General features: G+C 60.9%; 25 protein-coding genes and 1 other RNA gene. 11 read left to right on the top strand and 15 right to left on the bottom strand.

The genetic code is table 11. The features are described 5' to 3' along the window. Positions 1-50: 50 nt before the first annotated feature. The 6 genes from ACSPX5_RS22400 to ACSPX5_RS22425 all read right to left on the bottom strand — a co-directional run bounded on the left by ACSPX5_RS22400 (position 51) and on the right by ACSPX5_RS22425 (position 5,974). A complete protein-coding gene (locus ACSPX5_RS22400; RefSeq protein WP_169432383.1) occupies positions 51-1,055 on the bottom strand; it encodes an extracellular solute-binding protein in 1,005 nt (334 codons plus the stop codon). A gap of 107 nt (positions 1,056-1,162) precedes the next feature. Continuing rightward, positions 1,163-2,380, bottom strand: a complete 1,218-nt coding sequence (locus ACSPX5_RS22405) for a 2-octaprenyl-3-methyl-6-methoxy-1,4-benzoquinol hydroxylase (RefSeq protein ID WP_169432717.1) — start codon at positions 2,378-2,380, stop codon at positions 1,163-1,165. 9 nt (positions 2,381-2,389) lie between these two features. Beyond that, positions 2,390-2,875 (bottom strand): DUF4442 domain-containing protein, encoded by a 486-nt coding sequence (locus tag ACSPX5_RS22410; protein ID WP_439820283.1) that lies wholly within the window; start codon positions 2,873-2,875, stop codon positions 2,390-2,392. Next, the gene (gene ubiH, locus ACSPX5_RS22415) at positions 2,868-4,055 is read right to left on the bottom strand and encodes a 2-octaprenyl-6-methoxyphenyl hydroxylase (RefSeq protein WP_323159727.1); all 1,188 of its coding nucleotides are present in this window, start codon (positions 4,053-4,055) and stop codon (positions 2,868-2,870) included. The genes ACSPX5_RS22410 and ubiH overlap by 8 nt, the downstream gene beginning before the upstream one ends. Beyond that, positions 4,052-5,386: a Xaa-Pro aminopeptidase gene (gene pepP, locus ACSPX5_RS22420; protein WP_169432386.1), complete on the bottom strand. Its 1,335-nt coding sequence runs from the start codon at positions 5,384-5,386 to the stop codon at positions 4,052-4,054. Before pepP ends, ubiH begins: the two co-directional genes overlap by 4 nt. 27 nt (positions 5,387-5,413) lie before the next feature. After that, positions 5,414-5,974, bottom strand: coding sequence for a YecA/YgfB family protein (locus tag ACSPX5_RS22425; protein WP_169432387.1), 561 nt, complete (start codon positions 5,972-5,974; stop codon positions 5,414-5,416). 125 nt (positions 5,975-6,099) lie between these two features. Between ACSPX5_RS22425 and ACSPX5_RS22430 the strand changes: the two genes are divergently transcribed. The 4 genes from ACSPX5_RS22430 to ACSPX5_RS22445 all read left to right on the top strand — a co-directional run bounded on the left by ACSPX5_RS22430 (position 6,100) and on the right by ACSPX5_RS22445 (position 7,519). Beyond that, positions 6,100-6,309, top strand: coding sequence for a TIGR02449 family protein (locus ACSPX5_RS22430; protein WP_169432388.1), 210 nt, complete (start codon positions 6,100-6,102; stop codon positions 6,307-6,309). Continuing rightward, positions 6,306-6,623: a cell division protein ZapA gene (locus tag ACSPX5_RS22435; protein ID WP_169432389.1), complete on the top strand. Its 318-nt coding sequence runs from the start codon at positions 6,306-6,308 to the stop codon at positions 6,621-6,623. Before ACSPX5_RS22430 ends, ACSPX5_RS22435 begins: the two co-directional genes overlap by 4 nt. A 30-nt stretch (positions 6,624-6,653) precedes the next feature. Next, a non-coding RNA gene (gene ssrS, locus ACSPX5_RS22440) (6S RNA) lies at positions 6,654-6,832 on the top strand. An 81-nt stretch (positions 6,833-6,913) separates the two neighbouring features. After that, the gene (locus ACSPX5_RS22445; protein ID WP_169432390.1) at positions 6,914-7,519 is read left to right on the top strand and encodes a 5-formyltetrahydrofolate cyclo-ligase; all 606 of its coding nucleotides are present in this window, start codon (positions 6,914-6,916) and stop codon (positions 7,517-7,519) included. A gap of 35 nt (positions 7,520-7,554) precedes the next feature. Here the strand turns inward: ACSPX5_RS22445 and ACSPX5_RS22450 are convergent, their stop codons facing one another. Then, positions 7,555-7,710: a hypothetical protein gene (locus ACSPX5_RS22450; protein WP_007911192.1), complete on the bottom strand. Its 156-nt coding sequence runs from the start codon at positions 7,708-7,710 to the stop codon at positions 7,555-7,557. A 197-nt stretch (positions 7,711-7,907) separates the two neighbouring features. On the opposite strand from ACSPX5_RS22450, the gene ACSPX5_RS22455 reads away from it, so the two are divergent. The 4 genes from ACSPX5_RS22455 to ACSPX5_RS22470 all read left to right on the top strand — a co-directional run bounded on the left by ACSPX5_RS22455 (position 7,908) and on the right by ACSPX5_RS22470 (position 13,248). After that, on the top strand, positions 7,908-8,357 hold the full coding sequence (locus tag ACSPX5_RS22455; protein WP_439820284.1) for an EVE domain-containing protein: 450 nt from the start codon (positions 7,908-7,910) through the stop codon (positions 8,355-8,357). Positions 8,358-8,447: 90 nt separating this feature from the next. Continuing rightward, complete coding sequence (locus ACSPX5_RS22460) at positions 8,448-9,413, top strand: HlyD family secretion protein (protein ID WP_169432392.1); 966 nt, start codon at positions 8,448-8,450, stop codon at positions 9,411-9,413. Continuing rightward, positions 9,410-12,130, top strand: a complete 2,721-nt coding sequence (rbbA, locus tag ACSPX5_RS22465) for a ribosome-associated ATPase/putative transporter RbbA (protein WP_439820285.1) — start codon at positions 9,410-9,412, stop codon at positions 12,128-12,130. Before ACSPX5_RS22460 ends, rbbA begins: the two co-directional genes overlap by 4 nt. Next, on the top strand, positions 12,130-13,248 hold the full coding sequence (locus ACSPX5_RS22470) for an ABC transporter permease (protein ID WP_439820286.1): 1,119 nt from the start codon (positions 12,130-12,132) through the stop codon (positions 13,246-13,248). Before rbbA ends, ACSPX5_RS22470 begins: the two co-directional genes overlap by 1 nt. 16 nt (positions 13,249-13,264) lie before the next feature. Here ACSPX5_RS22470 and ACSPX5_RS22475 read toward each other — a convergent pair whose 3' ends face one another. Continuing rightward, positions 13,265-13,672 carry a flagellar basal body-associated protein FliL gene (locus tag ACSPX5_RS22475; protein ID WP_007951814.1) on the bottom strand — a complete coding sequence of 136 codons (408 nt, stop codon included), beginning with the start codon at positions 13,670-13,672 and terminating at the stop codon, positions 13,265-13,267. 150 nt (positions 13,673-13,822) lie between these two features. On the opposite strand from ACSPX5_RS22475, the gene ACSPX5_RS22480 reads away from it, so the two are divergent. Then, entirely contained in the window at positions 13,823-14,800 is a 978-nt protein-coding gene (locus ACSPX5_RS22480; protein WP_439820287.1) for an NADPH:quinone oxidoreductase family protein, read from the top strand. A 51-nt stretch (positions 14,801-14,851) separates the two neighbouring features. Here ACSPX5_RS22480 and ACSPX5_RS22485 read toward each other — a convergent pair whose 3' ends face one another. Then, positions 14,852-15,529: an energy transducer TonB gene (locus tag ACSPX5_RS22485; protein WP_439820288.1), complete on the bottom strand. Its 678-nt coding sequence runs from the start codon at positions 15,527-15,529 to the stop codon at positions 14,852-14,854. Positions 15,530-15,633: 104 nt separating this feature from the next. Beyond that, entirely contained in the window at positions 15,634-16,266 is a 633-nt protein-coding gene (locus ACSPX5_RS22490; protein ID WP_439820289.1) for a flagellar basal body-associated protein FliL, read from the bottom strand. Between the two features lie 225 nt (positions 16,267-16,491). On the opposite strand from ACSPX5_RS22490, the gene glpT reads away from it, so the two are divergent. Further along, positions 16,492-17,841, top strand: coding sequence for a glycerol-3-phosphate transporter (glpT, locus tag ACSPX5_RS22495; RefSeq protein ID WP_169432397.1), 1,350 nt, complete (start codon positions 16,492-16,494; stop codon positions 17,839-17,841). On the opposite strand, the gene ACSPX5_RS22500 is transcribed toward glpT, so the two are convergent. After that, entirely contained in the window at positions 17,817-18,485 is a 669-nt protein-coding gene (locus ACSPX5_RS22500) for a gamma-glutamylcyclotransferase (RefSeq protein WP_085708964.1), read from the bottom strand. The two genes, glpT and ACSPX5_RS22500, sit on opposite strands and share 25 nt — an antisense overlap. 354 nt (positions 18,486-18,839) lie before the next feature. Here ACSPX5_RS22500 and ACSPX5_RS22505 point away from each other — a divergent pair, with 354 nt between their 5' ends. Then, on the top strand, positions 18,840-19,316 hold the full coding sequence (locus ACSPX5_RS22505; protein ID WP_169432398.1) for a sn-glycerol-3-phosphate transporter: 477 nt from the start codon (positions 18,840-18,842) through the stop codon (positions 19,314-19,316). 6 nt (positions 19,317-19,322) lie between these two features. On the opposite strand, the gene ACSPX5_RS22510 is transcribed toward ACSPX5_RS22505, so the two are convergent. The 4 genes from ACSPX5_RS22510 to rho form a co-directional block, all read right to left on the bottom strand. Beyond that, complete coding sequence (locus tag ACSPX5_RS22510; RefSeq protein ID WP_439820290.1) at positions 19,323-20,291, bottom strand: CDP-6-deoxy-delta-3,4-glucoseen reductase; 969 nt, start codon at positions 20,289-20,291, stop codon at positions 19,323-19,325. Continuing rightward, on the bottom strand, positions 20,291-21,757 hold the full coding sequence (gene ubiD / locus ACSPX5_RS22515; protein ID WP_207863848.1) for a 4-hydroxy-3-polyprenylbenzoate decarboxylase: 1,467 nt from the start codon (positions 21,755-21,757) through the stop codon (positions 20,291-20,293). Before ubiD ends, ACSPX5_RS22510 begins: the two co-directional genes overlap by 1 nt. A 69-nt stretch (positions 21,758-21,826) precedes the next feature. Beyond that, positions 21,827-23,824: an acyltransferase family protein gene (locus ACSPX5_RS22520; RefSeq protein ID WP_169432401.1), complete on the bottom strand. Its 1,998-nt coding sequence runs from the start codon at positions 23,822-23,824 to the stop codon at positions 21,827-21,829. Between the two features lie 171 nt (positions 23,825-23,995). Then, positions 23,996-25,255, bottom strand: coding sequence for a transcription termination factor Rho (rho, locus tag ACSPX5_RS22525; RefSeq protein ID WP_007951825.1), 1,260 nt, complete (start codon positions 25,253-25,255; stop codon positions 23,996-23,998). Between the last annotated feature and the right edge of the window lie 231 nt (positions 25,256-25,486).

The raw sequence follows: 25,486 nt of genomic DNA on the forward strand, positions 1-25,486 counted from the left end.
CGTATCGTGTGACGCTGTGCGTCACGCTTGCGGCGATTCGACTCGCAGCGTCAGTTCCAACCCGCCCGATCCATCATCCGGATCGCTTCAGCCTGACGCTTGCCCGCCACCTCGACCGGCAACGTATCAGCCACGAACTGCCCCCACGCCGCCACTTCTTCCGAAGGCTTCACCGCCGGATTCGCCGGGAACTCCTGGTTCACGTCGGCAAAGATCTTCTGCGCCTCAGGCGTGGTCATCCACTCCACCAGCGCCTTGGCGGCTTCCGGATGCGGCGCATGCCTGGTCAGGCCGATGCCCGACAGGTTGACGTGCACCCCGCGATCCGCCTGGTTCGGCCAGAACAGTTTCACCGGCAATTCCGGCTTCTGCTTGTGTAGGCGACCGTAGTAGTAGGTGTTGACGATGCCGACATCGCACTGGCCGGCGTTGATGGCTTCCAGCACCGCGACGTCGTCGGAGAACACGTCGGTGGACAGGTTGTTGACCCAGCCCTTGAGAATCTTCTCGGTCTTCTCGGCGCCATGCACTTCGATCATGGTGGCGGTCAGCGACTGGTTGTAGACCTTCTTCGCCGTGCGCAGGCACAGCCGGCCTTCCCAGTTCTTGTCGGCCAATGCTTCGTAGGTGGTCAGTTCGCCCGGTTTCACCCGTTCAGTGGAATAGGCGATGGTTCGCGCGCGCAGGCTCAGGCCGGTCCAGGCGTGGCTGGACGAGCGATATTGCAGGGGAATGTTGGCGTCGATGGTTTTCGAGGTGAACGGCTGGAGAATGCCCATCTGCTCGGCCTGCCAGAGGTTGCCGGCATCGACGGTCAGCAGCAGGTCGGCGGTGGCGTTCTCGCCCTCGGCCTTGATCCGCTGCATCAGCGGCGCTTCCTTGTCGGTGATGAACTTGATCTTCACCCCGGTCTTGGCGGTGTAGGCATCGAACACTGGCTTGATCAGCTCATCGATACGCGAGGAGTAGACCACCACCTCATCGGCAGCCTGGGCGGCAGTGCTGCCGATCAGGGTCAGGGCCAGTGCGGTCAGAACACGCTTGGATGCCAACATGGGAGCGGTCTCTCGGTCAGGAAAAGTGGCCCAAATGATAAGGACTCACATTTACCAGCTCAATCGAACACTTTCCCAAGGAGTTACCAGATGTTGCACAACATTCGTCAGGCCTTGGCCAGTGCCGGCAGATCCCCGGTCAGCCCCAAGGCTTCGCGCACGAACAACGCCTTGGCCTCGGGCATCTGCTCGACGATTTTCAGTCCGGTGTTGCGCAACCAGCGCAGTGGCAACGGGTCAGCCTGGAACAACCGCTCGAAACCTTCCATCGCGGCCATCAGCGCCAGGTTATGCGGCATGCGCCGGCGTTCGTAGCGGCTCAGGACTTTCACGTCCGCCAGGCGTTCGCCGCGTTCGTGCGCTTGCAGCAACACTTCAGCCAGCACCGCCGCGTCGAGGAAGCCGAGGTTCACACCCTGCCCCGCCAACGGGTGAATGGTGTGCGCGGCATCGCCGATCAGTGCCAGGCCTTCGGCCACGTAGCGCTTGGCGTGACGCTGACGCAGCGGCACACAAAGACGCGGGTCGGCGCTGATGACATCGCCGAGGCAACCTTCGAAGGCACGCTCCAGCTCCCGGCAGAAATCCGCTTCATCCAGCGCCATCAATCGTTCGGCCTCGCCCGGCGTGGTCGACCAGACGATCGAGCACCAGTCCTGCTGCCCGTCACGCTCCAGCGGCAGAAACGCCAGCGGCCCGTGATCGGTGAAACGCTGCCACGCGGTCATGCGATGCGGCTTGCTGCTGCGCACGCTGGTGACAATGGCGTGATGCAGATAATCCCATTCGCGAGTGGCGACACCGGTCAGACGGCGCACGGCTGAGTTGGCCCCGTCCGCCGCAATCACCAGCGGTGCGCGCAAGGTGCGACCGTCAGCCAGGGTCAGGAGCCAGTCGTCACCGGAACGGCGCATCTGCTCCAGTCGCGCGTTGGCCAACAGGCCCAGGTCGCACTCGTGCAGGCGGTCGAGCAAGGCGTCCTGGACCACGCGGTTTTCGACAATGTGGCCGAGCACATCGGCGTGCACGCTGCTGGCCGAAAAGTGGATCTGGCCGGTGCCGCTACCGTCCCAGACATGCATGTCGGTGTAAGGGCTGCTGCGTCGGTTGACGATGCCGTCCCATACGCCGAGGCGATCGAGGATCCGCTGGCTCGCCGCCGACAAGGCGCTCACCCGTGGCTCGAACGGCGCATCGCCATTGAAGGGTTTGACGCTCAGCGGGCTGCCGTCGAGCAGCAGGACTTCCAGCCCGCTGTTCTGCAACGCCAGCGCCAGGGCGCTGCCGACCATTCCGGCTCCGACAATCAGCACATCCGCGCGCATTTCCATGCTTTAAGCCTGTCTCGCTGGCGGCTTGAGCCGCACGTAAAGGGTTTTACCGACCCGCGCCACCAGGTTGCCGGCGCCGTCATGAATGTCGACCTGCAACTGCGGCAGGTATTTCTCGCCACTGGCGGTCTGCCGACGGATTTCGTCGAGCAGGGTGTCGTCGATGTTGAACCGGGCGAACACCGGGCCTTTGCCAGGCGCAATGAAATCAATGTCGGCGGCCTTGTCCCAGACGATGTACCGCGAGCCGAGGTTCTCCATGAGCATCAACATGAAGAACGGATCGACCATCGAATACAGACTGCCGCCGAACTGGGTGCCGACGTAATTGCGGTTGTACCAGCCCAGGCCCATCGAGACCTGGATGTCACGAAAGTCATCGCTGATGTGCTTCACCCGGACGCCGGCGCCGAAGTATGGCGGGTAGAACGTCATGATCCAGCGCATCAGCCGCGCCTTGCCAAACTGTATGATCAGCCACTCACGCATCCGGCCGCGTCCCCAGCCCCATGGCCTGACGGGCGAACCAGCGCTTGGCCGGCGGCAGCAGATCGAGGCCGAGCAAACCGATGTTTCGGCCCAGCGACACCAGTGGCTGAGTGCTGCCGAACAGGCGCGTGACCTGATCGGAGAACCCTACGGTGAGGTCCTGATCCAGGCGCTGGCGCTCGCGATACGCCTGCAACGTGGCGAAATCCCCCAGCGGTTTGTCGCTGGCCAGCAGTGCGGCGGCCAACGCATCGGCATCGCGCAGGGACAGGTTGAAACCTTGCCCGGCAATCGGGTGCAGGCTGTGGGCGGCGTTGCCGAGTACGGCCAGATGCGAACGCACCTGCTCTTCGGCCTCCACCAGCGACAGCGGGTACAGATGTCGTGCGCCGACCTGCTTCAGAGTGCCGAGACGGTAACCGAACACACCTTGCAGCTCGCTGAGGAAATCACGTTCGCTCAGGTCCGCCAGCCGTTGCGCGTCCATCCCCAGACGGGTCCAGACCAGCGCGCAGCGGTTTTCCGGCAGCGGTAGCAACGCCATCGGGCCTTCATCGGTGAAGCGCTCGAACGCCATGCCGTTGTGCGCTTCGCTCGGGGTGATGTTGGCGATCAGCGCGCTCTGGTTGTACGGGCGCTTGCGCACGTTGATACCCAGTTGCTCACGAAGGCCGGAGCGGCCGCCATCGGCGAGCACCGCCAGATCGCATTCGACCGTGGTTTCATCGTTGAGGGTCAGGCGATAGCCGTCCGACAGCGGTTCCATGCGGGTGACTTCTGCCGGGCAGCGCCAGCTGATCACGTCCCTGTCGACGTGCTGCCACAGGCAATGGCCGAGCCAGGCGTTTTCCACTACATAGCCGAGCGCCGGTACGCCCTCTTCCATCGCCGACAGTCGGGCGGTGGAAAAGCGTCCGCGGTCGGAGACGTGAATCTGTTTGATCGGCTCGGCGCGGCGGGAGATTTCCTGCCACACGCCCAGCCGCTGATAAATCTGCCGCGAGCCGAAGGACAGCGCCGACGAGCGCGCGTCGTAGCTGGGCTGCCAGCTGTCGCCGGGGGCGAACGGTTCGATCAGTACGATCTTCCAGCCACGGGCCTTGGCCCCGGCCTGCAAGGCCAGCGCCAGACTGGCGCCGACCAGGCCGCCACCGATGATTGCCAGATTGACCCGACTCATGCCGCGCAGGTCCGTGCTTGCGCCATCAGGGCTTCGATCTCGGCGACGGTTTTCGGCACGCCTTGGGTCAAAATTTCACAACCGCTCTTGGTCACTACCACGTCATCCTCGATGCGCACGCCAATGCCGCGCCATTTCTTCGCTACGTTCTGATTGTCCGGGGCGATGTAGATGCCCGGCTCCACGGTCAGCGCCATGCCGACTTCCAGCACCCGCCATTCGCCGCCGACCTTGTATTCACCGACGTCATGCACATCCATGCCCAGCCAGTGGCCGGCGCGGTGCATGTAAAACGCCTTGTAGGCCTCGGAGGCAATCAACTCGTCGACTTCACCCTGCAACAACCCCAGTTTCACTAGCCCGGCGGTGATCACCCGAACCGTGGCTTCGTGCGCCTGGTTCCAGTGTTTGTTCGGGGCGATTTCGGCGAATGCAGCTTCCTGCGAGGCCAATACCAGTTCGTAGATCGCCTTCTGCTCAGCGGAAAACTTGCCGTTGACCGGCCACGTCCGCGTGATGTCGCTGGCGTAGCAGTCGATTTCGCAACCGGCGTCGATCAGCACCAGATCACCATCCTTGAGCAACGCGTCATTCTGCTGGTAATGCAGGATGCAGCTGTTGCGCCCGGCAGCGACGATCGAGCCGTAGGCCGGCATTTTCGCCCCACCCTTGCGGAACTCGTAATCCAGTTCGGCTTCGAGGCTGTATTCGTAGAGGCCGGCACGGCTGGCCTGCATCGCCCGGATATGGGCCTGGGCGGAAATCCGCGCCGCTTCACGCATCACCTTCACTTCTGCCGCCGATTTATACAGGCGCATGTCGTGCAGCAGGTGATCCAAAGCAACGAATTCGTTCGGCGGCTGGGCGCCGAGGTGCGCCTTGGAGCGGATCACGTTGATCCAGTCCATCAAATGGCGGTCGAATTCCGGGTTGCTGCCCATCGCCGAATACACCCGGTCGCGGCCTTCGATCAGGCCCGGCAGGATGTCGTCGATGTCGGTGATCGGGAACGCGTCATCGGCGCCAAAATCGCGAATCGCGCCTTCCTGGCCGGCGCGCAGGCCATCCCAGAGTTCCCGTTCGGCATTGCGTTCACGGCAGAACAGCACGTATTCGCCGTGTTCGCGACCGGGCATCAGGACGATGACCGCTTGTGGCTCGGGGAAACCGCTGAGGTACTGGAAGTCGCTGTCCTGACGATAGACATGCTCGACATCGCGGTTGCGGATGGCGACCGCGGCGGCAGGCAGGATCGCGATGCTGTTGGGTTCCATCTGCGCCATCAGCGCCTTGCGGCGCCGGGCGTATTCCGCTTTCGGGATATGGATCATGGGCAGATGGCTTTCCCTGGCACGCGATCAGTGCAGCGACGGCTTGGCCGCTGGCGGCACGTCGGCCTTTTTGGTTTCGGAGAACAGCAGCAGCGGGGCTACGCGCAGGTACTCCATGACTTCCATATAGTCGCTTTCGCCGTCTTCGGATTCTTCCAGTGCATCTTGCACCTGAGAGATCGCTGCCAGATCCTGCAACACTTCAGTGGCTTCGGTGCTCAGCATGCTGCTGTCGCGGCAGTTCAGGCCGAAACCGGTGAGGAAGCCCTGGCACCACTGGCCCAGCGCGACGGCGCGATCGGCCAGTGGCACGTCATCGGTCGGCAACAGCAGCACAACGGTCACGTCGTCACCGGTGAGCTCACCCTTGACCATTTCCTGCAGGCCGATCAAGGCATTGCGAACGTTGTCCTGCGGCTCGCTTTCGAGCAGCTCGGCGGCGTCGATCAGCCATTCTTCGGCATTGAAGCCGGCACCGGCGCAGCTGCGGCCGAGCAGCAGGCCATGCAGTTCGGCAGGCGAGACATTGTGACCGCTGGCAGTCAGCAGGGTGGCGAAGGCTTGGTACGGGGAATTCTGAATGGGCATGGGCAGCTAGGCGCCAGACGGCGCTATGTCTAGAATGAAGGCCTTGTATCCTACATCGACAGACTCGCCAAAACCATTAAAGGCTGTCCGCCAGCCAAACCCATCAGACCGAATCAGTGGACACAATGGAAGACACCGACCTGCAAGCGCTGATGGCCAGACTCGAACGGCTGATTACCCGAGTCGAGCAACTAAAGAGTCAAAATGCACTCTTACTAGCTCAGGAAAAGACCTGGCGCGAGGAACGCGCGCACCTCATTGAAAAAAACGAAATCGCCCGGCGTAAGGTCGAATCGATGATTTCGCGCCTCAAGGCCCTGGAGCAAGACTCATGAGTTCAAGCAATAGCGTTACCGTGCAGATCCTCGACAAAGAGTATTCGATCATCTGTCCCCAGGAAGAGCGCAGCAATCTGATCAGCGCCGCCCGCTACCTGGACGGCAAGATGCGCGAGATCCGCAGCAGCGGCAAAGTCATCGGCGCCGACCGCATCGCCGTGATGGCCGCACTGAACATCACCCACGACCTCTTGCACAAAGAAGAGCGCCCGGACATCCAGGCCAGCGGCTCGACCCGTGAACAGGTGCGTGACTTGCTCGATCGTGTCGATCTGGTGCTGGCCGACGATCCGGACATCCGCAAGGGCTGATTCGCCAGGCGGCTTGAGGTATACTCGCCGCACTCCCTGGGGTGCTTGCCAGTTGACGATGTCCCTGAGCCGATTTGCACTACCCTGGGGGTTGCACGTTGGGCTGGTGTGCATGTCCGCCAGACGGAAAGCCTTAAAGCCTACTGCATCCTCCACCTTGAACTTTCGGGTTCAAGGGCTAAGTCGACAGCGGCTCATCCGGGGAGCCTGATTCGAATCCGATGCCGGTGCATGCCGGCATCGGATTTTTTATGCGTGCGTTTTCGTCCCTATCCTGCCGAAGCCGAACCATGACAGAACTCTCGTTGCTGCCCCGCCCCCAACTGCGCCGCCTGCTGCGCAAGGCCCGCCGCTCACTGACACCGAGTCAGCAACGCCAGGCCGCCGAAGGCCTGTACAAGCAACTGGCACAAGACCCGCACTTTCGCCGGGCGAAACACATTTCCCTTTACCTGCCCACCGACGGTGAAATCGACCCGCGCCTGTTGCTGCGCGCCGCCCAGCGTCGGGGCAAGAAAACCTACCTGCCAGTGCTCAGTGCCTGGCCGCGGACCAAAATGGTCTTTCAGCAGATCCGCCCCGGCGAGAAGCTGCGGCCCAACCGCTTCCGCATTCTCGAGCCTCGAGTCAATCCGGCCCGTCAGCGCAAGATCTGGGCACTGGATCTGGTGTTGTTGCCACTGGTGGGATTCGACGATGTCGGCGGGCGCCTGGGCATGGGCGGCGGTTTCTACGACCGCAGCCTGGCGTATCTGGCCCGACGCCAGAAATGGCGCAAGCCGACGCTGTTGGGCCTGGCCCATGAATGTCAGAAAGTCGAACGTCTCGCGCAAGCGAGCTGGGATGTACCGTTGCAGGGAACGGTGACGGACAAGGCGTGGTATTTCGCGGGATAGACGCCGCGCGGAGCAGCGGCGTCGAAAAGGCAGTTTCAGCGTTTGAAGGCTGTCGACTGTTGTACTTGTTGCGCCACTTCAATCGGTGCATCGGCCTTGTTGGCCCACAGACTTTGCGCATAACCGGTGGTCACGACGCCCAGACCGAACAAAATCACCAAAGTCCACAGCAAATCCGGTTTGCGTTTCATCGATTGCCCCCCTCAAGGCACATCATCACGATGACAGCAGCGGTTTCCATTCGTAGGCCGTGCAGCAGCGTCAAGCTTTAAAGGCCGGCATTTTGCGACAACGTGAACCTGCGCGCAAATGCTGACGTCAACCGACCGTCGGTTTGTCATAAAATTGCCCGACAACCTGCCCAATGACCGTTTCAGGAGCACCCAACATGGCCTATTGGCTGATGAAGTCCGAGCCCGACGAACTCTCGATCAAGGGTCTGGAAAAACTAGGCAAAGCGCGTTGGGACGGGGTGCGCAACTATCAGGCACGTAATTTCCTGCGAGCGATGGCGGTGGGGGATGAGTTTTTTTTCTATCACTCCAGTTGCCCTGAGCCAGGCATTGCCGGAATCGGCAGGATCATCGAAGCCGCGTACCCGGATCCCACCGCGCTGGAGCCGGAAAGTCATTACTTCGACCCGAAGGCCACACCGGAGAAGAATGCCTGGAGTGCAATCGACGTCGCTCATGTCGAGACGTTTGCCCGGGTGTTGAAGCTGGATTACCTTAAGCAGCAGACCGCGCTGGCCGAAATGCCACTGGTGCAGAAAGGTTCGCGACTGTCGGTGATGCCGTTGACAACCGAGCAGTGGGCGGCAGTACTCGACTTGCGTTGAAGTGGCCAGGTCTGCCGCTCATTTGATTGATATCAAGCGATACCGTCGTTTGAACCGTCAAACTGGACGCCACAGTCGCAGGATGCCTCCATGTCAGCGCACAGCCGCTCCTCCCTTTTATTTGCCGGATCTCTCATCGTGTTGCTGGTGGCCGCCGGTGGTTTCGGTTACTGGACATCGATGAGCAGCCGTCTGCCCGAGGGCCTGTCCTCCGGCAACGGGCGCCTGGAAGCCACGGAAGTGCAGATCGCCAGCAAGACACCTGGGCGTCTCGCCGAGGTGCTGGTCGATGAAGGCGACAAGGTCAGCAAAGGGCAGCTGCTTGCCCGAATGGATACCCGAACCCTCGAAGCCCAGCGCAATCAGGCCGAAGCCGAAGTCATACGTGCCCGAGAGAATCTGGCTGCCGCCCAGGCCAACGTGCAGTTGCGCCAGAGCGAGCAGCTGCTGGCCCAGCAGGAGCTCGGCCGGTCACAGTCGTTGTTCAAGCATGGTTTCGTCAGCGCACAGGTCATCGATCAACTGCAATCGCGCATCGGCACGGGCAACGCCGCCGTAGCGGCGGCCCGGGCGCAGGTCGCCGCCGTCAGCGCCGCCATCGGTGCGGCACAGGCCCAGGTGGCGCAATTGGCCAGTGAAATCGATGACAGCAGTTTGCGCGCACCGATCGACGGCGTGATCCAGCTACGCATGGCCGAACCCGGTGAAGTGTTGGGTGCCGGCGGTCGGGTCTTGCTGTTGATCGATCCCACTGACCAGTACATGAACCTTTACCTTTCGGCCTCCGTCGCCGGACGCCTGGCAGTGGGCGATGACGCACGGATCCTGCTGGACGCCCTGCCCGACCGGTCGTTACCGGCGAAAGTCAGTTTCGTGGCAGCCAAATCGCAATTTACCCCCAAAGAGGTCGAGACCCGCGACGAGCGACAGAAACTGGTCTTTCGCGTCAAGCTGCGCCTGACAGAGCCCGGCAACGTACCGCAGGCCAAGCCCGGCATGCCTGGCGTCGGCTATGTGCGCACCGCGCCGATCGGCTGGCCGGCCAATTTGCAATGAACGGCATCGCGCTCAGGGCGAGCGCCATTGCGCACCGCTATGGCCAGCGGCAGGCTCTGGACGCGATCACGTTCGATCTGCCGGCGGGTACCCGCTGCGGTTTGATCGGCCCCGACGGTGCCGGCAAGTCCAGCCTGCTGGGCCTGATCGCCGGGGTAAAAGCCCTTCAGCAGGGACAACTGGAAGTCCTTGGCGGCCCGATTCAGGATCGCGCCCATCGCAACACGTTGTACGCGCGCATCGCCTTCATGCCACAGGGGCTGGGTGGCAACCTGTACCCGGAACTGTCGATCCGCGAAAACGTGCAGTTTTTTTCCACGCTGTTCGGCTTGTCTGCCGACGAAAGCGAACAGCGGCTGCACAACCTGCTGCTCGCCACGGACCTGTTGAGGTTCGCTGATCGCCCGGCCGGCAAACTGTCCGGCGGCATGAAACAGAAGCTGGGGCTGTGTTGCGCATTGATCCATGAGCCGGATCTGCTGATCCTCGACGAGCCCACCACGGGTGTCGACCCACTCTCTCGGCGGCGCTTCTGGGAGCTGATCGACGACGTGCGACGCCAGCGACCGCAACTGACCTTGCTGGTTGCCACGGCCTATATGGAGGAAGCCGAACAATTCGAGCACTGTCTAATGCTCGACGGTGGCCGGATGATTGCCTCGGGCTTGAGCCGTGAGCTGGCAGCGATCACTCAAAGCGGCAAACTCGATGATGCCTTCACCCACTTTCAGGGGGACAGCCATCGCGACCCGCAACCTCTGCAAATCCCGCCTCGCACCAGCAATTCCGATATCGCCATCGAAGCCCACGAGCTGACGTTGCGCTTTGGCGACTTTACCGCAGTGGATCACGTCAGTTTCGCCATCGGGCGCGGTGAAATTTTTGGCTTTCTCGGCTCCAATGGCTGCGGCAAGACCACCACCATGAAAGTCTTGACCGGGCTGATACCAGCCAGTGAGGGCAGCGCGACGCTGCTGGGCAACCCGGTGGATGCAAGGGATCTGGCCACGCGCAAGCGGGTCGGCTTCATGTCCCAGAGCTTTTCGCTGTATGGCGAACTCAGCGTCCGGCAGAACCTTGATCTGCACGCACGTCTGTTCGACCTGCCCAAGGCAGAGAGCGCCCCGCGCATCGACGCCTTGATTCAGCGCTTCGATCTGCACGGCGTCGCCGATCAGCCGTCAGGCGCCTTGCCACTCGGGTTGCGTCAACGCCTGTCATTGGCCGTCGCCGTTTTGCATCGCCCGGAAGTACTGATACTGGATGAGCCGACGTCCGGCGTCGATCCGGCAGCACGGGACGACTTCTGGCGACTGTTGATCGAGCTGTCCCGTGATCAGGGCGTGACCATTTTCCTCTCAACCCATTTCATGAACGAAGCGCAGCGATGCGACCGCATCTCCCTGATGCATGCAGGCCGGGTACTGGCCTGTGATACGCCGGCCGCCCTGCAGCAGCAATTCAACGGCCAATCCCTGGAGGCTGCGTTCGTGACCTGTCTTGAACAGGCCCAGGGCATCACCGAAGCGCCGCCGGCACCCGAACCGCCGCCGGCCGCGATGGCCCCGCCCATGTCCGTCACGGAACACGGTTTCAGCTTCGGGCGTCTGGCGGCGGTGGCCAGCCGGGAAGGCAAGGAATTGCTGCGCGACAAAGTGCGCCTGGCGTTCGCCCTGCTGGGCGCCATTTTCATGATGGTGATTTTTGGCTACGGGATTTCCCTCGACGTGGAAAATCTTGCCTTTGCCGTGTACGACCAGGATCAGACCCCCCAAAGCCGTGCCTACCTGGAGGCCTTTCGCGGCTCGCGCTACTTCGCCGAACAGCCGGCCATTCAAGATGCGCAGGTCCTGCACCGACGTCTGCAACGTTCGGAAATCAAACTGGCGCTGGAGATCCCGCCCGGATTCGGCCGCGACCTGTACGCCGGGCGTCGACCGACGGTGGCGGCCTGGCTGGATGGCGGCATGCCGTTTCGCGCGGAAACCAGTCGCAACTACGTCGAAGCCGTTCATCAGGCCAATCTCGAGCAACTGGCCGAACAGAGCAGCCCCGCGCTCAACCGTCAGGCCGCCGCCAGCCTGGAAACCCGTTTTCGTTATAACCAGGACGTAGTCAGCGTCAACGCGATCGGCCCAGGTGTGATGGCGCTGATCCTGGCGTTCATTCCGGCGATGCTGACGGCCCTCGGCATCGTGCGTGAGAAAGAGCTGGGCTCGATCACCAACTTCTACGCCACACCCCTGACGCGGCTGGAGTTTTTGCTGGGCAAGCAGATGCCTTATCTGCTGGTCAGCCTGGTCAACCTGGCCGTCCTGGTGGCCATGAATCGCTGGCTGTTCGGCGTACCGTTCAAGGGCAGCGGACTGACCCTCGCTTTCGGCGGGCTGCTCTATGTACTGGCCACCACCAGCATGGGGCTGCTGATCTCGGCGTTCACCCGAACACAGATCGCGGCGATTCTCGGCACCATGATCATTACCAGCCTGCCGACCATTCAGTTTTCCGGGCTGATCGTGCCGCGCTCGTCACTGGAGGGCGCCGCCGCCGTGATGGGCATGCTGTTCCCGGCCGGCCACTTCCTCGATATCGCGGTAGGTACGTTCACCAAAGCACTGGATCTGCGACAGCTCTGGCCGCAATGCCTGGCGCTGTCCGCCTTCTTCATAGGGTTCACCGGACTGAGCCTGGTCATGTTGAAAAAGCAGGAGGCCTGATGCACAAGTTCGCGCATATCCTGCGATTGGGGCTCAAGGAACTGACGAGTCTGCGGCACGACAGCGTGTTGCTGCTGTTCCTGTTCTACGCCTTCACCGTAGCCATCTACATGCCGGCTGCGGGATCGGTAATCGGTGTGCACAACGCCAGCGTGGCGATAATCGACGAGGATCACAGCGCTCTCTCCCGCCAATTGGCCCAGGCGCTGCAACCTCCGGAGTTCCAGCCCCCCGTCCCGCTGCGCTACGAACAACTGGATGAAGCCATGGATAGTGGCCAGTACACGTTCGTCATCAATATTCCGGCTCGCTTCCAGACTGACCTGCTCGCAGGCCGTCAACCGGCCGTGCAAGTCAATGTCGATGCCACCGCCATGAGCCAGGCGTTCATGGGCGCCGGCTACATTGGCCGGATATTCCAGCGCGAGCTGTTGGCTTATACCGGCCAGGGTAATGCGCAGGCCTATGCCCCGGTGCAGCTGACGACCCGTGCACTGTTCAATACCAACCTGGAGGGTGGCTGGTTTCTGGCCGTGATCCAGATCGTCAACAACATCACCATTCTGGCGATCATCCTGACCGGCACCGCACTGCTGCGGGAACGCGAACACGGCACCCTCGACCATTTGCTGGTGCTGCCGCTGACCGCGCTGGAAATCATGCTGGCGAAAATCTGGAGCAATCTGCTGGTGGTGGTGCTGTGCACCTGGCTGTCGCTGGAAGTGATCGTCAAAGGCGCGCTGGGCGTGCCGTTGTCCGGCTCGTTGAGCCTGTTTTTGCTGGTCACGGCTGTTTATCTGTTCGCCAGCACCGCGCTGGGTATCTTCCTGGCAACGCTGGCGCGTTCGACACCGCAGTTCGGCCTGCTGGCCATCCCGGTGATTATTCCGATGTTGCTGCTGTCGGGCGGCAGCACGCCGCTGGACAGCATGCCGCAATGGCTGCAATGGGTCATGCAGGGATCGCCGTCCACTCATTTCGTCAGCCTCGGTGCCGCGATTCTGTTCCGCGACGCCGGGCTGAGTGTGGTCTGGCCAGACTTGCTGGCCCTGACCGTCATCGGATTGCTGTTCTTCTTCATCGCCCTGGCGCGCTTTCGCAAGAGCCTGGCGTCCTGAACCGCAGCCGCGATGCTTATTGAATGATCAGGTTGTTGAACAACAGATCCTCGACCACCGGTTTGCCGGTCTCGTCATTCATCACTTGCTGGGTCTGCTTCAAGGCTTCCTGACGCAGTTTTTCCTTGCCTTCGATGCTGCCCATCGCATCGGTGGTCTGCTGAGTGAACAGCGCCACCAGTTGATTGCGGATCAGCGGCTCGTTGGCCTTGACCAGTTTGGTCGCTTCCTCACCCGTCACCCGCAACGCCACGTCGGCCTTGTAGACCTTGAGTTTCGGCGTGCCGTCCAGCCCGTAGTTGCCCACGAACGGCGGGCTCAGGGTGATGTAGTTGACCTTCGGCGCCTCGCCCTCTTTGGCTTCTTCGGCCAGCGCTGCCACAGGCAGAGACAGGGCCAGCAACAACATGATCCACGCTTTCACAATTCGCTCCTTATCCGGTTTGCGGCCTAGCATAACGACCCGCCGCGCAAGCACAAGCTTATGGCGGACTATCAGGGCCGGGCATGCTCGTTGACCCGTTGACTGCCACACCTACACTTATCGGCCATCACTCCCAAAGGAATAGCCCTGATGAAAGCCGTGCTGTGCAAAGCCTTCGGTCCTGCCGAATCGCTGGTGCTGGAAGACGTCGCCAGTCCTGTCGCGAAGAAGAATGAAATCCTGCTGGACGTGCACGCCGCCGGGGTCAACTTCCCGGACACGCTGATCATCGAGGGCAAGTACCAGTTCAAGCCGCCCTTCCCGTTCTCACCGGGTGGCGAAGCCTCCGGCGTGGTCAGCGCGGTGGGTGAAAAGGTCAGCCACTTGAAAGTCGGTGACCGGGTCATGGCCCTGACCGGCTGGGGCAGCTTCGCCGAGCAGGTGGCGGTGCCGGGCTATAACGTGCTGCCGATTCCGCCGTCGATGGACTTCAACACCGCCGCCGCGTTCAGCATGACCTACGGCACCTCGATGCACGCCCTCAAACAGCGCGGCAACCTGCAACCGGGCGAAACCCTGTTGGTGCTCGGTGCCTCCGGCGGCGTCGGGCTCGCAGCCGTCGAGATCGGCAAAGCCATTGGCGCCCGGGTCATTGCCGCCGCCAGCAGCGCCGAGAAACTCGCCGTGGCCAAGGCGGCCGGTGCCGACGAACTGATCAACTACAGCGAAACCAGCCTCAAGGACGAAATCAAGCGCCTGACCGACGGTCAGGGCGCCGACGTGATCTACGACCCGGTCGGCGGCGACCTGTTCGACCAGGCCATCCGCGCCATCGCCTGGAACGGCCGCCTGCTGGTGGTCGGTTTCGCCAGCGGACGCATCCCCGAACTGCCGGTCAACCTTGCATTGCTCAAGGGTGCGGCGGTGCTCGGCGTGTTCTGGGGCTCCTTCGCCCAACGCCAGCCAAAGGACAACGCCGCGAACTTCCAGCAATTGTTCGCCTGGTTTGCCGAGGGCAAGCTGAAACCGCTGGTGTCGCAAGTCTATCCGCTGAGCGAGGCGGCACAGGCGATCAATGATCTGGGGCAGCGCAAAGCTGTGGGCAAGGTTGTGGTGCAGGTTCGTTGATTCAATCGGCGATCCGGACGCGGTCCGGATCGCCATTCTTTCCGCCCGGCACTACAGCAACTGGCGGACTTCCTCCGGCAAAAACCTCGTGAATCTGCTCACTGGCCACTGCCGACAACGCCAGACGACGCCCTCCACGCTTCGGTTCAGCCGGGCAATCAACGCCAGCCTTTTGTCATCCGACAGTTGTGACTGGAAGACGCCACTCGACAGGTGGCTACGGAGATAGTGAAACGGCGCGGAATCGATCCACGCATACTCGGGCATATGATTGAGGTGTGCGTTCAACTCTCGGCATTTCAATTGTTGAACCCATTGGTGAGCACCTTCCGGCGCCTCGAGGCGAAATATCATAGGAGCAACTATTTCCTGAGCGGCTGGCTTCTTGTCGTCAACCTTCCACGGTTTGAACCTCCACTGAGCTATTGCCTCTCTGACCGCTTGCGCCAGCTCCGGATGATCACTGCGCAGAATGGCGATTTCGCTCACGGAGCCATCCGCCTTGGCGGTGAATCCGACCTTTACGTCACCGGTAATTCCCGCTCTGGATAACGCACGTGGGTAAATCGGCTTGGGATTGTGTTCCGGAATCAGAAACACTTCTCCAGCCTGAGCCGGGAGAGTCACCAACAAAAAAACTGCTATGGCCCATCGCATGATTTCCGTTCCTTTTGCACTGATATGCCCTGTCGGCAACAACACAAAGGTTACGGAGTAATGATTTTCCACTGAATGGCGCAGCTTCTGCGTTGGATGCAGGACATTGCCTAAGCTGCGAAGGGAAATTGAGTAAAAACGCTGCGCAAATGTGCCTGGGTAACTTTTCTGACGGACTACTCCCTCGGACTGTCGTCATCAGCATCGCCCGGCAGCAGGTGCTCCAGAACCTTTCGGCTATCGGCCTTGATAATCCGGCCCTTGTCATCGAAGCGCAGCACGAGCATCCAGTCGTAAACCTCGTCCGGCCATTTTTTCTGGCCCATCAGGGCCGTGCTGTCGCCACCGAACGCACTGATCAGCTTGTTGATGTGCCCATGGTGCCAGGCGATCAGGATCACCGGCGCCTGATTGCTCTTGCGCAACAGCTTGACCAGTTCATGTACGTCGCCATTGATGTAAGGCTGTTCGATAGACAGGTTCAGACGCTCGGCCAGCGGGGTCAGGGTCAAACGTGAGCGGGAGCTCTCGGGGCTGTCGCCGGCGGCAATCAGCCGTTCCGGGGTCAGCGTCTGGCCATCCAGTTTCAACGGATTGAAATAATCGACATAAGCGCGGGCCCGTTCTTCACCCCGGGCATTGAGTACCGAGCCCTCGATCGGCTTTTCCGCATGACGGATGATCAGCACCGTGGCATTGCGCAAACCGGACTGTGCAGGGTGATCGGTGTAAATCAAGGTCAGCGCCGCCACGGCGATTACTGCCGCCGCCAATAATCGGCGCATCAACATGCGAACCCTCAAAGCCATCATTCATCTCTGCAGAACAGTCGGTCGACGGATCGCGAGTCTAAGCTGCGCGATGTTCACAAGTGGTGAAAACGCCCCGTTCTTACAGCTGAGCGACAGGTTCGTAAAAGAACGTGCGACTTCCAACATTTTCCGCTGTTTTGCCGATGCGAACCGGTGCTATTTTCGGTAACGAAACTGTAACATTCGCATCCGCAGTCAAAACAAGAAATCTGGAGCTCTTGAATGTTTGCTTTCTTTCGTCCTGCCGCACATCAGGCTCCATTGCCTGAAGAAAAAATCGACAGTACCTACCGACGTCTGCGCTGGCAGATCTTCGCCGGTATCTTCTTTGGCTACGCGGGTTACTACCTGCTGCGCAAGAACTTCTCCCTGGCCATGCCGTACCTGATCGACGAGGGTTACACCCGTGGCGAACTGGGTCTGGCGATGTCGGCCATCGCGATCGCCTATGGTCTGTCCAAATTCCTCATGGGCCTGGTCTCCGACCGTTCCAACCCGCGCTACTTCCTGCCCTTCGGCCTGCTGGTCTCGGCGGGGGTGATGTTCATTTTCGGTTTCGCGCCCTGGGCGACGTCCAGCGTGACCATGATGTTCATCCTGCTGTTCATCAACGGCTGGGCCCAGGGCATGGGCTGGCCGCCGAGCGGACGGACCATGGTGCACTGGTGGTCGCAGAAGGAACGCGGCGGCGTGGTATCCGTATGGAACGTGGCGCACAACGTCGGTGGCGGCCTGATCGGCCCGCTGTTCCTGATCGGCATGGGCCTGTTCAACGACTGGCACGCAGCGTTCTACGTGCCGGCGGCGGTGGCTCTGGCGGTGGCGGCATTTGCCTTCATCACCATGCGTGACACCCCGCAATCGGTCGGTCTGCCACCGATCGAGAAGTACAAGAACGATTACCCGGAAGGCTACGACGCCAGCCACGAAGACGAATTCAGCGCCAAGGAAATCTTCGTCAAATACGTGCTGCGCAACAAAATGCTCTGGTACATCGCCCTGGCCAACGTCTTCGTCTACCTGCTGCGCTACGGCGTGCTGGACTGGGCGCCGACTTATCTCAAGGAAGCCAAGCACTTCGACGTCGACAAGACTTCGTGGGCGTACTTCTTTTATGAGTGGGCGGGCATTCCGGGCACGCTATTGTGCGGCTGGATGTCGGACAAGATCTTCCGTGGCAACCGTGGCCTGACCGGCATGGTGTTCATGGCGCTGGTGACCGTCGCGACTCTGGTTTACTGGCTGAACCCCGCCGGCAACCCGACCATCGACATGATCGCGCTGTTCTCCATCGGCTTCCTGATCTACGGCCCGGTGATGCTGATCGGCCTGCAGGCGCTGGAGCTGGCGCCGAAGAAAGCCGCCGGTACTGCGGCAGGCTTCACCGGCCTGTTCGGTTATCTGGGTGGTTCGGTCGCGGCCAGTGCCGCGATGGGCTATACCGTGGACCACTTCGGCTGGGATGGCGGTTTCGTGCTGCTGGTGGGCGCTTGCCTGCTGTCGATGGCCTTCCTGGCCCCGACCCTGTGGCACAAACAGGTCGCCAGTCAGAGCCGCGAAGCAGTCGCCTGATCGGCTTTTGACTTGCAGCGCTTGAGCCGCGCCTCCAGATTCCGGTCTGGCATGGCGTGGCTACGCAGGGCGTGGGCGGTCTGCTCGACATAATCGCGAGTGGTGCCGTAACGCCCGCAAGCGCTTTCGAACACCTGGCTCAGCACATGATCCGGCAGATTGCCGGCATAGCTGGGCAGGTGTCGCTCCAACACAAATCCCAGGGCCTGCACCTGGCTGCCATCTTCGAGCCGGCAGTTGAGCCAGTGCGGGCGATAGGACGGGAACGGCATCTCGCGTTTCCACAGCGCATACAGCGCACTGTCGAGGTTGTCTTCCGGCAACCGATAGGCAAAGCCGCTGCACGAGCCACCGCGATCCAGACCGAATACCAGCCCCGGCATTTCCGGCGTACCGCGATGTTCGTGGGACCACAGGTACAAGCCGCGATGGTAGCCATGCACCCGCCCGCGCACCCGCTCCACCGCCGAACATTCCGGCCGCCAGATCAACGATCCATATGCGAACAACCAGACCGGCCCGCCCTTGTGGCGTGCCATGGTCGATTGCATGGAAGCGAGAAGTTGTTCGTGAGTCAGCTGCGGCCCCAGGTCGAGCCGCGGAGGGTAAGCCAGATTCAGAAAAGCAGATTCAATGGCTGTCATGACGGAAGTATTCGGCCCCGCAAGTATTACAAGATGTAAGCGCAATTCGCTTGATAGAACATATAGCAGTAACTGTAAAACGAAAAGTGCTAAAGGATGTATGACACCTTTGATAGCGCTGATACGGGGTTATCCGCGAGGGCTATCTTGTTTGATATAGCCTAATACCATTGCGCAGATATCTTAAATACCCGAATGAAATATCGTTAAGCCCTCTCTTCGTTCAGGTTTCGTTCATGAAACCCCGGGATTTTTCCTACTAAAATTTCGGACTTTCCATATTTACCGTCGCTGAACGCCTACGTACAACGGCTTTCCTCTGGCGCAAGCCAACCGTTCAACCGAGGCTGCACGATGAACACACCAAGGCTTTTGGCCGCACTGTTATTGATTCAGACCGGCCAGGCACTGGCCGCCGATGATTCGCAAGAGGACAAGGGGTTCTGGTATGCACAGACCAGTGTCTATACCAAACATTACTCACCCGACCCCGAACACAACAATCATCAGGACTTGATCGGTATCGAACGCAATCAGGCGTCTGGCTGGGTATTTGGCGGGGCAACTTTCCGTAATTCATTCAGCCAGCGTTCAAACTATGCCTATGCCGGCAAACGCTTCGAGAGCGCCAACTATCCGGTGTACGTGAAACTCACGGGCGGGTTGCTGCAGGGCTATCGAGGTGACTACAAGGACAAGATCCCGCTCAATCACTTCGGCGTGGCACCGGTGATCATTCCGTCGGTTGGCACCCACTATGGCCCACTGGGCGCCGAGCTGGTGTTTCTCGGCGCCAATGCGGCCATGGTGACGACGGGCGTGCGGTTCTAGGAAGGCTCAAGAGCGAGGCGCGTATGCAAACACATCGGCGCGCATCTGGTGGGCGTCCATCCCCGCCTCCACCAGCGCATCCAGCGTGCCATAGACCATCGCCGGCGAACCGCTGGCGTAGACATGCAGCGATTTCAGGTCCGGGAAATCCTCACACACCGCCTCATGCAACATCCCGCAGCGCCCTTCCCAACCGCATTGATCGCTGACGACCTTGTGCAGGAACAGGTTGGGCAGCTTCAGCCATTCGTCCCAATGCTCGATTTCGTAGAAATCTTCCGGACGACGCACGCCCCAGTACAAATGCACCGGATGCTTGAAACCGTTGGCCCGGCAATGTTCGATCAGGCTGTGGATCTGGCCCATGCCGGTGCCGGCGGCAATCAATACCAGCGGTCCGTCCGGCAATTCCGCGAGATGGGTGTCGCCGAACGGCAGTTCGACCCGCACCATGGCGTTGCGCTGCAGTTGCTCGATCAGGCTCAGGGCACTGGCTTCACGCGCCAGGACATGGATTTCCAGATCTCGCCCACCGTGGGGCGCAGAAGCCATGGAAAAGGCTGACTTCTCGCCGTTCTCGCGCTCGATCATCAGGTACTGACCGGCGTGATAACGCGGCGGCTTGCCGGCCGGCGCACGCAGGCGCACGCGCCAGGTATCGCCACCGACGTCCCGGCATTCGATGACCTGACACGACAGGCTGCGCACCGGCAGTTCTCCCAGCGCAAGCACGCCATCCCACAGCAGGATGCAGTCTTCCAGCGGCTGCGCTATGCAAGTGTAGAACTCGCCGTGGTCATACACCTTGCCGTCCTGTTCGACCCGGCCTTCCACCAGCAGCGCTGCGCACACGTGACAGTTGCCGTTGCGACAGCTTTGCGGGCATTCATAGCCCAGGCGCCGCGCACCATCGAGAATCCGCTCTCCGGGCCGTATCTCGAGCACGGCTCCGGAGGGCTGCAGGGTTACACGCATCAATCTATTCCTAACTGATTCCAGATGGCATCGATCCGTTGGGTGACGGCATCATCCTTGACGATGACACGGCCCCACTCGCGAGTGGTTTCGCCCGGCCACTTGTGGGTGGCATCCAGGCCCATCTTCGAGCCGAGTCCCGACACCGGCGAGGCGAAGTCGAGGTAGTCGATCGGCGTGTTGTCGATCATCACCGTGTCGCGCTTGGGGTCCATGCGCGTGGTGATGGCCCAGATCACGTCGTTCCAGTCCCGCGCGTTGATGTCGTCGTCGGTGACGATAACGAACTTGGTGTACATGAACTGTCGCAAAAACGACCAGACACCCAGCATCACGCGCTTGGCGTGGCCCGGATACGACTTCTTCATCGTCACCACGGCCATGCGGTACGAGCAGCCTTCCGGCGGCAGGTAAAAGTCGGTGATCTCCGGAAATTGCTTCTGCAGGATCGGCACGAACACTTCGTTCAGCGCCACGCCGAGAATCGCCGGCTCATCCGGCGGACGGCCGGTGTAGGTACTGTGGTAGATCGGTTTGATTCGGTGGGTGATGCGCTCGACGGTGAACACCGGGAAGCTGTCGACTTCGTTGTAGTAACCGGTGTGGTCGCCGTACGGGCCTTCGTCGGCCATCTCGCCCGGGTGGATCACGCCTTCAAGGATGATTTCGGCAGTGGCCGGCACTTGAAGGTCGTTGCCACGGCACTTCACCAGCTCGGTGCGACTGTCGCGCAACAGACCGGCGAAGGCGTATTCGGAGAGGCTGTCCGGCACCGGGGTGACGGCGCCGAGAATGGTCGCCGGATCCGCGCCGAGGGCCACGGACACCGGGAACGGCTGGCCCGGGTGCTTCTCGCACCACTCACGGAAGTCCAGCGCACCGCCACGGTGGCTGAGCCAGCGCATGATGACTTTGTTGCGGCCGATCACTTGCTGACGGTAGATGCCGAGGTTCTGCCGATCCTTGTTCGGGCCTTTGGTGACGGTCAGGCCCCAGGTGATCAGCGGCGCCACGTCGCCCGGCCAGCAGGTCTGCACCGGCAGCATCGCCAGATCAACGTCATCGCCTTCGATGACGACTTCCTGGCAGGGTGCGTCTTTGACGACTTTCGGCGCCATCGCAATGATCTTGCGGAAGATCGGCAGCTTCGACCACGCGTCCTTCAAGCCCTTCGGCGGCTCCGGCTCCTTGAGGAACGCCAGCAGCTTGCCGATTTCGCGCAGCTCGCTGACCGACTCGGCACCCATGCCCATGGCAACCCGCTCGGGGGTGCCGAACAGGTTGCCGAGCACCGGAATGTCATAGCCGGTCGGCTTCTCGAACAGCAGCGCCGGGCCCTTGGCCCGCAGTGTGCGGTCGCACACCTCGGTCATTTCCAGCACCGGCGAGACGGGAATCCGGATGCGTTTCAACTCTCCGCGCTGCTCAAGCTGCTGCACGAAATCCCGAAGATCCTTGAATTTCATTGATGATGGCACCCTCAAAATAGGCGTACATCCTACCTGCTATGCCGGTCGCTGGCAGCCCGTCACTGCTTACTTGGCTGCATTCACCTGGCCTTTTGCGAGTTTTTTCCCGGACTGAAGACCGACAAACAACGGTTCAAGGATCGGTGCCACCAGGCGTGCGCCGACCTCCGAAAGGTGATTGTCATCGGTGTACAGGGAGTAGCCATCGAGCTCGGCGCGGCACAGACCGCTTTCGTCGCACAACCGAGACGCCGGGTCGATCACCCGTACCGCCGGATCCTTCGCCAGTTGGGCGAACAACTGGCTGATGAAGGCCTGGCGCTTGTGATGCTCGTCGACACTCTGGCCAACGCCCTCTACCGAGTGATCCAGCATCGCCAGCCGTGTGAGCCGATACGGTGGGCTGAAGGCCTGCAACGGCGCCTCCTTCACCAGCCAGACCCGGTGGCCGCCAGCGCGCAGTTGCGCGACCCGCGCCCGCAGACCGACGGCCAGACGCTGTTCGGCGGCGCTGCGGTCATATTGGCCGTCGCTTGTTCTGAGCACATGACCGAGATCACCTTTGGCATCGCCGTACAGATAGAGACTCCAGCGTGCGACCAGCACCACATCACTGACCCGCTGCGCGCTCAAACCTTGCTCGACCCGTCGGTTGAAACGCGCACAAACCCCGTCATGCTCCAATCCTTCAACCGGGATACAACCGGGAGAACTGGCGAGAATCACGCTGACGCCGTGGGCTTTCGCGCCGTCGTCGAATATCGGAATCAGCGCCGTGGCATGACTGTCCCCCCAGACCATGGCCTGAGTCGGCAGGTTCTCCACACCGTAATGACAGAACAGTTTGTCGTCCGGCGTCTTGTCATCCGCCAGGCATGCCATCAGCTCCGGGCGCCATTCGCGCCCCTTGGCGTATTGCAGTGCCTGTTCGGACAGGCGCCACGGCAAACCGTCGGTCCAGCGCAACGCCTGCCCGGCCAGGCCGATCACCAGGATGCCGCACAAGCCTGCGAGCAGAATCTGCCGGCGTCCGGCGAGCAAGCGTCGTTCGCGAAACGGCGTCTCGACGAATTTCCACGACAGATAGCCCAGTACCAGGGTCAACAGGATCAATCCTGCGATATCCAGCGCGCCGGGTTCTTCAACGCTGGCGTAGCTGGAAAACACGAATACCGGCCAATGCCAGAGATACCAGGAATAAGAGATCAGACCGAGACCGACCATCACCCGACTGCTCAAAAAGCGCCCCACTGCCGTTTCGCGATGACCGTTGGCCAGAATCAGCAGCACCACGCCCAGCACCGGCAACAACGCGGTCGCACCCGGGAACGGCGTCGACTTGTCATAGACGAACACCGCGAACAGGATCAGCCCCATGCCCGACAGGCTCAACAGCTGCGCTGCCAACGGTTTCAAACGCCACGCCTGTTTCGGCGCCACCGCCAGCATGGCACCGGCCAGCAACTCCCAGGCTCGCATCGGCAGCAGGAAGAAAGCTTTTTCCGGGTGGTGATTGATTGCCCACACACTCAGCCCGAAGGACAGCAGCAATATACCGAACAGCGCCAGTCGCCAGTGTTTCAGCCGGCTCGACAGCAGCGTCAGCAGCAACGGGAACACAATGTAGAACTGTTCCTCCACCGCCAGCGACCAGGTGTGCAGCAGTGGCTTGAGATCGGACGCGACGTCGAAATAGCCGTCCTGACGCATGAACAGGATGTTCGAGACAAAGGTCACCTGGTAGCGCACCGACCGCCCCAGCTCCTCGTAGTCCTTGGGTGCCAGCAGGAACCAGCCCACCGCCATCACGGCGATGATCATTGCAAACAGTGCCGGCAGGATCCGCCGGGCACGCCGGGCCCAGAACTCGACGAAGCTGAAACGCCCTGCCTGGCGCTGGTTCCAGATGATCGAGGTGATCAGGTAGCCGGAAATCACGAAAAACACGTCCACGCCGACAAAGCCGCCGGTGAACCCCGGGACGCCAAAGTGGAACAGCACCACGGCAATCACCGCGACTGCCCGCAAGCCGTCGATATCCCTTCGATAAGCGAGTGTGCTCATAAATCTTTAATGCCAATCATTTGGTTGTTTTTTGTACAGCCTCAGTCGCTGCGTGTTGTTTTGCCAACTCACTGACCTTACCAGATCGCAAACCTCCCATCGTCCGGACAAAAAACAGGCAAAAAAATGGCGCCCCCTCAGGGACGCCATTTCTGGACTCGACCGACGATGTTACTTGCGCTTCATCGACAGGAAGAATTCGTCGTTGGTCTTGGTCGTTTTCAGCTTGTCGACCAGGAACTCGATGGCCGCCACTTCGTCCATCGGGTGCAGCAGCTTGCGCAGGATCCACATACGCTGCAGTTCGTCGTCGGCGGTCAGCAACTCTTCGCGACGAGTACCGGACTTGTTGATGTTGATGGCCGGGAACACACGCTTTTCGGCGATGCGACGGTCCAGTGGCAGCTCCATGTTGCCGGTGCCCTTGAACTCTTCGTAGATCACTTCATCCATCTTCGAACCGGTTTCAACCAGCGCGGTGGCGATGATGGTCAGCGAGCCGCCTTCTTCGATGTTACGCGCGGCACCGAAGAAACGCTTCGGCTTCTCCAGGGCATGGGCATCGACACCACCGGTCAGCACCTTGCCAGAGCTCGGGATCACGGTGTTGTAGGCACGGGCCAGACGGGTGATGGAGTCAAGCAGGATCACCACGTCCTTCTTGTGCTCGACCAGGCGCTTGGCCTTCTCGATCACCATTTCAGCAACCTGCACGTGACGGGTCGGCGGCTCGTCGAAGGTCGAGGCAACCACTTCGCCGCGCACGGTGCGCTGCATTTCGGTCACTTCTTCCGGACGTTCGTCGATCAACAGCACGATCAGGTGAACTTCAGGGTTGTTACGGGCGATGTTCGCTGCGATGTTCTGCAGCATGATCGTTTTACCGGCTTTCGGCGGTGCAACGATCAGACCACGCTGGCCTTTGCCGATCGGGGCGCACAGGTCGATGACTCGACCGGTCAGGTCTTCGGTGGAACCGTTGCCGGCTTCCATCTTCATGCGCACGTTCGGGAACAGCGGGGTCAGGTTCTCGAAGAGAATCTTGTTCTTCGCGTTTTCCGGACGATCGAAGTTGATCGTGTCGACCTTGAGCAGGGCGAAATACCGCTCGCCTTCCTTCGGAGGGCGGATCTTGCCAACGATGGTGTCACCGGTGCGCAAGTTGAAACGGCGGATCTGGCTCGGCGAGACGTAAATGTCGTCAGGACCGGCGAGGTAGGAAGCGTCAGCGGAGCGCAGGAAGCCGAAGCCGTCCTGGAGAATCTCCAGCACGCCATCACCGGAGATTTCCTCACCGCTTTTAGCGTGCTTTTTCAGCAGGGAGAAAATCACGTCCTGCTTGCGCGAACGGGCCATATTTTCTATGCCCATCTGTTCGGCCAATTCGAGCAGTTCGGTAATCGGCTTTTGCTTGAGTTCAGTCAGATTCATATAGGAATGACGTAATCATTTATGGAGGGGGGAAATTAAGCTTTTGGCTTAATGAGGCCGCGCCGCGGAGAAGGCGACAGGATCGCGTACTTGTTCGAAAAGGAGTGCGTCGGCGACGGCTAGCAGGGGGCAGTGGAGAAACCAGTGCGGGGCCGAATGTACCACCTGAGTTTCGGAGCGTCTAGCCCTGAATACGCAAAAAGCCCCGCAATTTGCGGGGCTTTTTGAGGA

Origin of the sequence: Pseudomonas sp. HLG18, from assembly GCF_051903985.1 — a bacterium.
In the GTDB taxonomy this organism is placed as follows: domain Bacteria; phylum Pseudomonadota; class Gammaproteobacteria; order Pseudomonadales; family Pseudomonadaceae; genus Aquipseudomonas; species Aquipseudomonas fluorescens_BT.